Here is a 10,582-nt window from a genome sequence, read left to right on the forward strand (position 1 = left end):
CAGCGGATTGTCGGGGTAGTCCTCGGAAGGTCGATCATCTAGAACGTCGTCGCAACGGTGTCGGCGTTTGCGGCGAGGTATCGAACTCGCGTGCACCTCCTGCCCGCGATCAAATTGGCGTAGTGGAGGGGAGTGTTGCGCGGTCGGCCTCGACCGGGTCCAATCATCCGCGACCGATACCCGGGTGGGGTTCCGCCATTGAAGACGATCGCAATTGACGGAACGATGGCTGGTTTAGACTCCCGACGGCTTGCTGCGTCGTTCGCGCTGCGCAGCAGCTGCGGTCGACGAGTATGTAGAGATGCGCTGTTCATCTCGAGTTTGTCGCCAGTGGCGCACGCCATAAGCGTTGGCCGGTCATCCCTTGGGTTCTCGGTCTCTCGCGACCGTACACATTCATCGCCGCCGGGCACCGATGTGGTCGAGTGTGAGTGGTCCGCGGTGCGCGTGCGGAAATTCGAATGATTGTCGATATTAGCGTTTGGACTCCTCTGTACTTATTCGGGCGATCGTTTGATGCCCAGGAGAGGACTCATATTTCACGCTTAGATGTATTAGCCGGGACTCGATCTGACGGCTAGGCCCGACGCCGGGATGCCACGTAGCCGCCTATGGCGGCTTTCACTCGGCTTCTGCACGCGCCTGTACCTACCGGCGGACGGAGCAGGGCAGGAGGCAAACCGAATACCTCCAAGGTAGTCCAAGTTTTCGTCCGAACCCCCCACTGCACGAAAGGTACGAATACCTTAAATGAGCTCTCCGATTCCCAAGCTCGGCTGACACAGCGGGTCGTTCGCCACGGCATATAACGGTTCTGGGGACTTTCGACGCAGAGATTCGGCCGCTGCGGATTTGCGAAGCAGCGAATTCTTTTATGCGACGCCGCAGCATGCTCTTCCCTCCTGGTCCGTTCAAGTTGGAAGGTCGTGGGCTCCGGTCACGTCATTGGCCATGTGTACCGCGCGCAAATTGGTGTGAGCTTAGCCGCTGTCACCCAGAGCTTTACGCTCGCATTCGCGGCTACTTCGATGAAGCAGCCACCATATGACGCCGGCATCTCCAAGTACACTTCAACTTACCCGCAGGCGACCTGTGAACGACACAGCCACAGGCCCGGTCAAGAGAGTAGTCTCGTCGGAAAGCACCTCAACCGCCAGTTCGCCGCCAGGCATCTGAAGCGCAAAATAATTCGACTCCGATAGCCCCAGTCGGCGCGCAGCTAACGCCGCGGCACAGGCACCACTTCCACACGCTTGGGTGAGTATACCTGGCCGCTCCCAAACAGCCAGCTTGATACGTTCCCGTGACAGAAGTTGAGCGACGCCGACGTTCGCGCCCTCCGGGACCATCACATGCCTCTGCAATGCGGGCGCGTAGAGCGGAATGTCTACTTCGTCGAAGTCCCCGACGAAGCATACCAAATGGGGATTACCCATGTTCACGGCTACCGGCCCCTTCAAAGGGCCGGATTCGATTGGCAATTGCAACCCATCATTGGCGCGGGACAAGGGTATTTCCTGCCAGCCCCAGCGTGGACGCGGCACCTTTAGCGACACTTGATTATGGCGTTTGAACGAGGCTTCTATAATGCCCCCAAGTGTCTCTACCACGACGCTAGCAGCACCGGATTCCGCCAAGAGCAAGCGCGCGGCACAACGTGTGGCATTCAGGCATGTCTGCGCCTCCATCCCGTCCACATTGTAAATGCGCAAGAACGCATCTGCGCTCGCCGAAGATGCTTGTTCCACGACCAGTAACTGATCGGCACCAACTCCCCGATGGCGATCGCAAATACCTGCGATCAATTCGCGATCGGGTTTAAACGATTCGGTTCGTCCGTCCACCAGAACGAAGTCATTTCCCAGACCATGCACTTTGATGAAGCGTCTGTCTTCTTGGGAATGGAAAAGCGTGAAGAGATCTTTAGTCATTTCGTGACTCTATCTTAAGTTCCCGTGCGACGATGGCACGCCGTTGCGCGTCATGTTCGCGCTGGACTGCTGCGACCGGGAAGCGATCAGCTGGGCGGCGACGACCGACGGCCATAGGGGTGATGTAATGGGCGAGGCGACGTTGGCCGCCGTCCAACTGTGCTTCGGCACCTCGCAGACTACTCGGCCCATCGAATGGCTCTTGGACAACGGCTCGGGCTACATCGACCACCGCGCACGCAGTTTCGCTCGCGAGCTGGAACTTGAGCCGCTGACCACGCCGGTCCGTTCGCCGCAGAGTAATGGCATGGCCGAATCGTTCGTGAAGACGATGAAGCATAATTACGTCGCCTATATGGACAAGCCCGATTCAACAACGGCGCTCTCGCGTCTGGCTATCGCGTTTGAAAATTTGAACACTACAATGAGCGCCGCCCGCATAAAGCCGTGAAATACCGCTCGCCGCTCAAGTTCAGGCGCCTTGCACTGCCATCATCCTAACGATTTCCGCGTGTCCTGGAGTTACAGGGGACAACTCCACCGAACTATTGCTGGAGCACGCGGAACGGATATTCAGTCGTGGCGCGGATGCCAGTCTTCAGGCGCAGCCGCGTTAAGGACGATATCCATTGCGAGGAATGTGTGAGTTGATCATTGAGGAAACGAGATCAGTGTACGAGAGACCACTTGCGGATGCCATCGTCGCGAAAATTCCTTGACGCGACATCCCAGGGAGCGTGTTGATCTCTAGGAACCAAGGGTCTCCCGATTGATCCACAAGGAAATCAGCCCGGGCAAAGCCTGAACACGGAATTGCCTCGAACGCACGCCGCGCCGCGCTCTCCATATATGATTTAGCCGCGTTTGGTATCGGAGCGGGGCATTCGTGCCGATGAAGTGCACTATTACACTTCACCTCGTAATCGTAGAATTCTGCCTCATGAAACGTCGCAAGCATTGGTAGGCAGATTAGCTGCGTCTCAACGGTGAGAAGACCAACTGAGACATCGGTACCGACGATGCGTCGACAGACGATGTAGTCGTCTGTCGACCGCAATCCTCGGATATGAGCCTCCAACGCATCACGACCATCTATCGAAGTAGCACCAAGGCTTGAGCCGCCTGATGACGGTTTCACAAAGAGCTGATTGCCAAGCTGCGTCACAATTCGCGCTGCCTCTTCGTCTGCTCGGGCTTGGAGCGACAAGTGGGTCCACGGTGGGCAGCGGATATGAAGGGCATCCGCAATCTGAAGGCATGCCGGCTTGTACATACAGATGGCGCTGGCGGTTACGCCTGATCCGAGATAATGGATCGATTGCAAATCAAGCACGCTTTGCAGTCTGCCATCTTCGCCGAACCAGCCGTGTGTTGTAGGGAATACGATTGCATCTTTTGGTAATGTAATTAGGTCGTCTATGGATTGAAAATCTACGACTGAAACATTGTGTCCGAGCTCTGCCACTGCACTGGCTACCGTATCGCCAGAGACGAGTGCTCCCTCGCGCTCTGGGCCAATACCGCCTGTGACGACTACAATATCGCGCTTTGACATACCGTACCTCTCAAAAGGTTGCGATTCGCCACGGATGCCTGAAGGCGTCGCGGCGAACAGTCTGAAAAAAACATCTTGCTGAATTGTGCAAATGCTTGCGCTGTTCCATTTTTTCGATGCATCTCATTGTGATCTGCATGCCTTATATAAATGTTGTCCCGAAGGCGCGCCATCATTCTCTCTTGGGAAATGCGGTGCCAAGTTTCAGGATCTAACGTGTTGAGCGTTGGAACTTCGTCTCAACATGATGTGAACCTAGTCGACTATCTGGCTCGCAATCAATATGCTTTGCGTCCTTAGAGACCGTTTCCAAAAGACTGCTCGGCACGTCTGAAGATGTTCCAGCAGACGAGCGAGCAACCAAGTTTAAGGAATGCCTCGTGAATGTCGGCTCGACGCTCAAAGCGAATGCGAAGACGACGAAAATTGTGCAGCCATGCGTGAGTCCGCTCGACCACCCAGCGGAATTTGCCGAGTCCGCTACCGTGTTCCGTACGGCGCCTGGCGATCACCGGTTCGATACCGCGCGCACGAAGCCGCTCACGATGCGGCTCGGAGTCGTAGCCGCGATCTGCGTAGATGACCTTGGGCTTGCGAAGCGGTCGGCCGCGTACGCCGCGAATGGGCGGGATCGCGTCAATGAGCGGCAGCAACTGGGTAACGTCGTTACGATTCGCGCCAGTCAGGATTGCACTGATGGGCACGCCGTTGGCGTCGACGAGGATGTGATGCTTCGAACCTGGTCGCGAGCGATCGGTGGGGTTCGGGCCAGTTTTTCGCCCGCCCCAACGGCTCGCACCGAGGATGAATCGACCGCTGCCCGTGAGAAATCGAGTTCGCCGGCCTCGCGTAACTTGGCGAGCAGCAACTCGTGCAACGCGCTCCACACGCCGGCCTTTTGCCAGTCGCGCAAACGCCTCCAGCAGGTCGGCCCCGATCCGAATCCCAGCTTGGTTGAAAGGTCGCACCAGCGTATTCCGGTCTTGAATACGAACAGGATGCCGTTCAGCGCAGCCCGGTCTGAAATCGGAAGCCGCCCCGGGTATTTCTTGCGACGCGGCTTCGGCGGCGGTAGCAAAGGTTCGATCAATGCCCACAGTTCGTCATCAATGATCGGTGCGCCCATCCCCTTGGTTCCAGTTGTTCAGACGACCAAGGTTAACAGCTTGCCGAAAAGGTTAACAGCCCCCTTGGGGTCTTTTTGAAATGGTCTCTTAACTAAGGTGGAACCAAAGCCGTCTCCTCGATTTTCGCTTCTACGCCGTTCTGCTCGCGAGCGTACGCACGCGTGAGGTTGTAGGCCGCCTGAGTTAGGAGGAACAACCGCTCGGCGCGCTCGCGACCGCGATACTTCGCCTGACGAATCCGGCCGACCGTGTTGCCCCATCCGAAGATCTGCTCGATGAGTCAGCTGCGCGTTCACCGCCAGACCATGCCGAGTATCCGTGAGCAGATGGCCGATGTAGCAAAGCAGCGCACACCGGTGCGCCGGCTCTTGCGAAACAAGTGCGCCCGGGGCTGTCCGTGCTCGATTCCCGCTCTCGTTCACGCGCACCGCCATCAAGCTGCGCGTACAAAAGCGTCACCGATGAACGTGGGTCGCTCGAAGCAAGTGAGCAATCGGCGAAAATTTGGAAAGCTCGATATGGTTCGCTCTGCGTCATAGCGTGTGTTGCGTGGTCCGGCTCAATGAGGATGAGCGTGCCGACTTCTGGGTATCATTCATGCCGTCACGAGACTTGCAGAGAAATGCTGGTGCGCCACTGACCATGCAGATCCGGCCACATAGCTCCCGGGTGCCCCAAGTTCGCACAGGAAGGGAAATAACTCGTTGCTTATAGCCTCACTGGATTCGAAAGGTAATAACGACGCAACGTTGTCTATAGCAACGACGTCGACGCCACCGATTTCTTTACCACATCTTTGAATTGGTTCGATAAAATTGGTTGACTCGTGATAAATTCGTATCGGGTTGTATGGGCTAGCCGCGTCGCAACTTACGTCGCCGATCATGGAAAGCCGATGTGGTGACTCAAGCATTGTTTCGTCAAGCAGTACTGACGTGGTTTCGTCTGAACGGATGCAGTTAAATAGCAAATCAAAGTCCAATAACTCATTTCGAGGTTTGGATGCCGTCTCGACTCTTCCCCAACACTCGTGACGTATTTCGAGAGAATTCAGTAAGTGCTTGACTCCTGAACCAGTCGCTCCTCCCGCCCCGAGTATGAGAATCCTCATACTTCTTATGCTCTCTATCCCCTTTCGCAGATTCTCCACGAGTTCTTCGAAATCATTGAAAAAGAGCTTCGCAAGATCCGCTTTTGCTGCGCCATCTAGTTTTCTCTCCATAAGCTCAAGCGTTACAGCCGCACCGCACACCCCTGCCCAGAAGCTTACTCCCCGACTGACGAGCTCAACCCCACGAAAGTCTCGCAGATACTCGAGATCAAGTAGAGTACCTCCGCCTCTTCGGAACCGGGCAAGCACCTCAGTCGCACCCGTCTGCTTCTTGAAAACATGACCGAAATAAATGTGCGTGTGGCGAATTTCAGTGAAATCTCTCCTTAGCTCTTTCAGTCCTAGGATGTAAGCGTCCAACGGCGCGTGCTGCCATGAGTGTGGCGCGACGATTTCGCAACCGACTTCTTCATATTGATCATCTGCGAAACACCGCATATTCGAACGTTCGACGGTCACTCTACCCCCCCTCTTGATCAAAAAAGCCGCGTTGGTTGGCGTAAGTGGCGTTCGCCGCTCAAATGGCTTGGATTCCGATCGGAGCCAGATGTTTTTCATTGACATATCTCCAGTTGGTACGGAACGAGCGCAGTCCAGAGTGGCAGAATTGCTTGATACAGATGCCGAAGACTGCCTTCGTGTAACGGATTGACACAGCGACCGAGGCAAGCTCCATGCCAGCTTCCGGTAACGGATCGGACTACGCTCGACGACATCTGCTCTCAAAGGCGATACGGCTCCTTTCAGTCGCAGCTTGCGCGGACATATATGGCGCCTTCTGAGGCCCGTATTCCGGTCGGGCGTCGAACCGATCGATAACACCTTCAAGTCGCAAATGCGACAACTGAGACAGGACGTGTTAATAAATCCACAGATTTCCAAAGCAATTAGTAACGGCAGACTGTCTGGCTTCAACTACAACCGCCGCCGGCGCATTGACTCAAGATTTTTGTTACCGAGCTAGGCTCGTTGGCTCAAGTATTTTGCTACCTGTCAGACGGCTGACGGGGAGTAAGCGGCTCGCGGCGGCCGTCGTAGACGGCTGCAGGGATCGGCATCAAAGTGATGTCCATCATTTTCGAAGTGATGGACGCCACTTTGTCAGAGCCAACACAGAGGCCCGGCAGCCGTAAAGGTCGCCCGAACCATAATCCCGAATTCCGACGTCGCTTGGCGAAGGCAGCCTGCGAACCAGGGGTGTCAATCGCCCGGTTGGCCCGTGAGAACGGCTTGAACGCGAACCTCGTGTTCGCGTGGCGGCGCCGGTATCTGGCGGAACAGCAAGCCGAGCCGGTGCAACTCGTTCCGGTGGCGATCGTGAACGAGGCGTCATCGGTCGATGAACCTCCGGCGCCGCCAGAGCCAGAGATCGTGCGGCCGGCTGTGCCCGCTGGTTCAATCGAGGTTCGGATCGGCCGGGCAGTGGTTAAGGTCGACGGTATTGTCGACGCTGAGATGCTTCGAACGGTTTTGGAGAGCCTGCGCTCGTGATTTCTCTGCCAACAGGTACGCGTATCTGGCTTGTCGCGGGCATCACGGATATGCGATGTTATGCGGTGTTGCCGGTTATGCGCAGTTGGTCACCAGTCCGTCGGACATGTCGAGCATTAGGCATGATGGCGCTGCGCATAACGGGCTAGTGCTTGACCGGTCTCAGCATCTCAATCAAAGCATCGGGGGGACGAAAATGTCCTCTCCGAAGGTTCGGAATTCCGGCAGCCGCGAGCGCATCCAGTTTCTCTGTCGGGTCTGCGCGGAGATAGATTTCCGTGCTCTGAACCTTGGCGTGACCGAGCCACAGCGCAACCCTGCGGACATCGTGCGTCGCCTGCAAGGTATGCATCGCGCAGGAATGCCGCAGTACGTGTGGCGAGACGCGTTTCTTCGCGAGCGATGGCTGTAGCACCGCCGCAGCTTTCGCGTGTTTGGCCAGGATGTATTCAAAGCCAGCGCGTGTCATCGCGCTGCCGCGTGCATTCAGAAACACTTCTGGGTCGCCCGCTGACGCTCGCACAGCAAGCCATGCACGTATCGCCGTTGCGGTTTGCTTCCATAGCGGGAGTATACGTTCTCGCCTCCCTTTGCCGTAGATGTGAATCGCGGCCTGCGTCGAAAGCTCCAGTTGGTCGATCCGCAACTGAACCAGCTCTGAAACTCGAAGACCCGCCGCGAAGGCGAGATGCAACATGGCACGATCGCGAATACCCATTGAAGTCATCAAATCCGGGCTATCCAGAATCGATTGCATTTCTGGCATAGTCAGGTAGTCGACGAGCGCTTCGTCGGCTCTCTTCTGGGGGATTGCATGAATTCGCCGTGCTTGGTCGAGACACGAAACATCATGATATTCGAGGTAGCGGAAGAACGATTTGATTGCTGCGAGACGTGCGTTCCGAGTCCGTGGCGAGCATCGTCGTACATTCTCAAGATGGTCCAGGAATGCGAGAATCAGTGGAGCGTCAACCTGATCAATCTCAAGTAGAGACGGTTGAGTGTGCATACGCTTTGCCGCAAAACAGATCAACAACTGGAAGGCGTATGCATACGTATCGCACGTGTTTGCGCTGGCGCCGCGCTCATGCGGCAAATGCTCGCGTAGAAAGCATCCGAGATGATGTGCGAGCTTGGTCATGGCTGGTCTCCCGAGAACAGAGCTTCGCCAGCAGCGGCAATCTGTGTCGTCAAGATCGGCGTAGCCTGTAGATACCAGTAGGTATCCGCCACGTGGGCGTGGCCTAGGTACGTGCTGAGAGCAAGCACATGTCGCGCTACAGATCGTTGATCCCCACTACACTGTTCCAGTGATCGCACGGCAAACGTATGGCGCAAGTCGTGAATCCGTGGCCCTGGTCTGCCGGGACCGTCGCGTAGTCCGATTGATCGGACAAGCTTTAGAAACACGGACATAACTGTGTCGTAGCAGAGGCGATGCCCGTCCGCAGAAATGAAGAAGGTCGAATCGGAGTCTCCGATCCGCGAGCGCCTCGCAAGATAGGCACTTAACGCGAGAGCGGTGGTCTCATGAAGCGGCACCAGCCGGTTCTTGCTGAACTTGGTCGCCCGGATGACGAGTCCGTCATCAGTAAAGTCGTCGATCGTCAGCGCGAGAGCCTCGGAGATTCTCAGTCCCGTTGCCGCGAGCAGCGCGAACAACGTAACGTATGTTGCCGGGCGCAGCGACCCCGCAGGTTCAAGTCGCGCCGCTGCAGCCAGAAGCTTGGTCAGATCGGCGCAGGAATAGATGTGCCGGATACCGCGTTTATGAGACTCATGACCAAATACATCACATGGCGGACACTCATGGCGTGAATCCTCCGCCTGCATTGCCAATGCGAATCGTCGTACGGTAAGCAGGCGATTCCGGCGTTGTGCTCCAGATGGAGCCTGTCCCGCCCAGTCAATGACGCTTTGCGTTCGAATGAATCCGTCCTCGCGGGCATCGGCGAACACCGCGAAGCTGCGCAGGAGCCGATCCTGGGCAAGGTACTTGAACCCCATGGCACGGTGCAGCTCGACATAACGGCTTACGGCGTTAGCTAGCATGACGCACCTCCCGGCCAAGGCTGGACGATCTCGCGCAGCAAAGCTATGTCGACCTTCGCATAGTGCGCCGTTGTCTCGGATGATCGATGCCTTAGAACTGTCCCGATAGCATCCAGCGTAGCGCCTCCCCGCAGCATTGATGTCGCGATTGAATGCCGCAGAAGATTCGCCCCCCTCGATGGAGGGCCGGCAATACCGGCGCGGGATAACGCAAAGCCAACAATCGAACACACGGTTGCAGAGGTCGCAAATGGTCGCCACGGCGCATTCATGCACAGGAACACGTGATCGACTGGAGTCGGTGGTCGAACTCGCACAAGATACTTGAGCAATGCGTCACCAGCATCTTGCGGCAACGGGAGCCGGACTTCTCGACGGCTTTTACCTCTGAGCCGGAGTTCCGCCAAGCGCCAGTCGATATCGTCAAGACGTAGATTTACGATGTCTCCGCCACGCAAACCGAGACGGGCCAGGAGAAGCAGAATCGCATGGTCGCGCACACCGGTATCCGTTTCGAGGTCGCATGAATTAACGATACGTTCAATGTCCGCTTGCACCAGGTACTTAGGGAGCGCTGAGAGCCGCCAGTGTGCAACTGTCGGCACCGCGAGGTCCAGTCCTGGGCGGCACAGGCCGACCGACGCCAGGAACCGCAGATACATCCTCAACGCCGAGACAACACACTTTGCATTGGGAATCTTGTTGCGCTTCACTTCGGCAGTGATGACATCGCGCACCATTGCAGCGTCCCATCGCGTCGTGTCGGTGCCCAACGCCGGCAGCAACTTGCAGATCAGGCGTTTGTGCCGGTCAATGGTCCGCAGCGACAGGCCGCGATGATGGAGAAGCCAGACACAGAATTCATCGAGCACAGAAGGTGGTTCGACGCGAACAGGATCCTCAGCCGGGTCAAGTATGCCGCGGCGCCGCAAATACCCAATGAATGACGCAACCCGTCGTACATACTTCCGAGAAACAGACTGCTGTCGACGTCCGCCCGGACACCTACATCGATGGGCTGCAAACGCCTCTACGCATTGGTCATCAATCGCGTCGACAGCTATACGATGGCGTTCAAGCCAGCCTCCAAAATGCGCTATCGACGCGGCGTATTCGGAAATCGTAAGTTGTGCATATCCATAGTTTGCAAGCTCCGCGGTGAACTCGTCGAGATACGGCCCGAGTGCACCTGGTGCGTATTTCGGCGAAGCCGAACACGGATTTCGGTTGAAGTCGAACAGGGTTTCCGGAGGAAGGTGAACAGCCGTTTCGCTTGAAGTCGAACGGTTTCGGGGAATTCCGGAATCGGTGTTCG

8 protein-coding genes and 3 pseudogenes are annotated in these 10,582 nt (G+C 56.6%); 2 read left to right on the plus strand and 9 right to left on the minus strand.

From position 1 onward, the window contains the following. Window positions 1-1,070: 1,070 nt before the first annotated feature. Window positions 1,071-1,931 carry a diaminopimelate epimerase gene (dapF, locus tag AB4Y42_RS40945; RefSeq protein ID WP_368697498.1) on the minus strand — a complete coding sequence of 287 codons (861 nt, stop codon included), beginning with the start codon at window positions 1,929-1,931 and terminating at the stop codon, window positions 1,071-1,073. 16 nt (window positions 1,932-1,947) lie between these two features. Here dapF and AB4Y42_RS40950 point away from each other — a divergent pair. After that, window positions 1,948-2,432, plus strand: a pseudogene (locus AB4Y42_RS40950) (integrase core domain-containing protein); the annotation flags it as partial. 112 nt (window positions 2,433-2,544) lie between these two features. Here AB4Y42_RS40950 and AB4Y42_RS40955 read toward each other — a convergent pair. The 5 genes and pseudogenes from AB4Y42_RS40955 to AB4Y42_RS40975 form a co-directional block, all read right to left on the minus strand. Next, on the minus strand, window positions 2,545-3,486 hold the full coding sequence (locus AB4Y42_RS40955; RefSeq protein WP_368697499.1) for an ATP-grasp domain-containing protein: 942 nt from the start codon (window positions 3,484-3,486) through the stop codon (window positions 2,545-2,547). 296 nt (window positions 3,487-3,782) lie between these two features. Further along, the gene (locus AB4Y42_RS40960; RefSeq protein WP_368697500.1) at window positions 3,783-4,454 is read right to left on the minus strand and encodes an IS5 family transposase; all 672 of its coding nucleotides are present in this window, start codon (window positions 4,452-4,454) and stop codon (window positions 3,783-3,785) included. After that, window positions 4,418-4,612 (minus strand): annotated as a pseudogene (locus AB4Y42_RS40965) (transposase); the annotation flags it as partial. The pseudogene AB4Y42_RS40965 and the gene AB4Y42_RS40960, both read right to left, overlap by 37 nt. 130 nt (window positions 4,613-4,742) lie before the next feature. Then, window positions 4,743-5,021 (minus strand): annotated as a pseudogene (locus AB4Y42_RS40970) (IS5/IS1182 family transposase); the annotation flags it as partial. Window positions 5,022-5,208: 187 nt separating this feature from the next. After that, window positions 5,209-6,282, minus strand: a complete 1,074-nt coding sequence (locus tag AB4Y42_RS40975) for a saccharopine dehydrogenase (protein ID WP_368697501.1) — start codon at window positions 6,280-6,282, stop codon at window positions 5,209-5,211. A gap of 507 nt (window positions 6,283-6,789) precedes the next feature. Here AB4Y42_RS40975 and AB4Y42_RS40980 point away from each other — a divergent pair. After that, window positions 6,790-7,215, plus strand: a complete 426-nt coding sequence (locus tag AB4Y42_RS40980; protein ID WP_368697502.1) for a transposase — start codon at window positions 6,790-6,792, stop codon at window positions 7,213-7,215. A 145-nt stretch (window positions 7,216-7,360) separates the two neighbouring features. Here the strand turns inward: AB4Y42_RS40980 and AB4Y42_RS40985 are convergent, their stop codons facing one another. The 3 genes from AB4Y42_RS40985 to AB4Y42_RS40995 all read right to left on the minus strand — a co-directional run. Then, the gene (locus AB4Y42_RS40985; protein WP_368697503.1) at window positions 7,361-8,356 is read right to left on the minus strand and encodes a tyrosine-type recombinase/integrase; all 996 of its coding nucleotides are present in this window, start codon (window positions 8,354-8,356) and stop codon (window positions 7,361-7,363) included. Beyond that, entirely contained in the window at window positions 8,353-9,267 is a 915-nt protein-coding gene (locus tag AB4Y42_RS40990) for a tyrosine-type recombinase/integrase (RefSeq protein WP_368697504.1), read from the minus strand. Before AB4Y42_RS40990 ends, AB4Y42_RS40985 begins: the two co-directional genes overlap by 4 nt. Then, window positions 9,261-10,582, minus strand: a 1,322-nt coding sequence (locus AB4Y42_RS40995; protein WP_368697505.1) for a tyrosine-type recombinase/integrase, incomplete at its 5' end; no start/stop codon positions are given. The genes AB4Y42_RS40990 and AB4Y42_RS40995, both read right to left, overlap by 7 nt.

Source organism: Paraburkholderia sp. EG286B (assembly GCF_040965655.1).
In the GTDB taxonomy this organism is placed as follows: Bacteria; Pseudomonadota; Gammaproteobacteria; order Burkholderiales; family Burkholderiaceae; genus Paraburkholderia.

Bases quoted from the DNA above. Each gene is read 5' to 3' on its own strand.
- AB4Y42_RS40985 (WP_368697503.1), bottom strand. From the start codon at position 8,356: ATGACCAAGCTCGCACATCATCTCGGATGCTTTCTACGCGAGCATTTG.
- AB4Y42_RS40990 (WP_368697504.1), bottom strand. From the start codon at position 9,267: ATGCTAGCTAACGCCGTAAGCCGTTATGTCGAGCTGCACCGTGCCATG.
- dapF (WP_368697498.1), bottom strand. From the start codon at position 1,931: ATGACTAAAGATCTCTTCACGCTTTTCCATTCCCAAGAAGACAGACGC.
- AB4Y42_RS40955 (WP_368697499.1), bottom strand. From the start codon at position 3,486: ATGTCAAAGCGCGATATTGTAGTCGTCACAGGCGGTATTGGCCCAGAG.
- AB4Y42_RS40980 (WP_368697502.1), top strand. From the start codon at position 6,790: ATGTCCATCATTTTCGAAGTGATGGACGCCACTTTGTCAGAGCCAACA.
- AB4Y42_RS40975 (WP_368697501.1), bottom strand. From the start codon at position 6,282: ATGAAAAACATCTGGCTCCGATCGGAATCCAAGCCATTTGAGCGGCGA.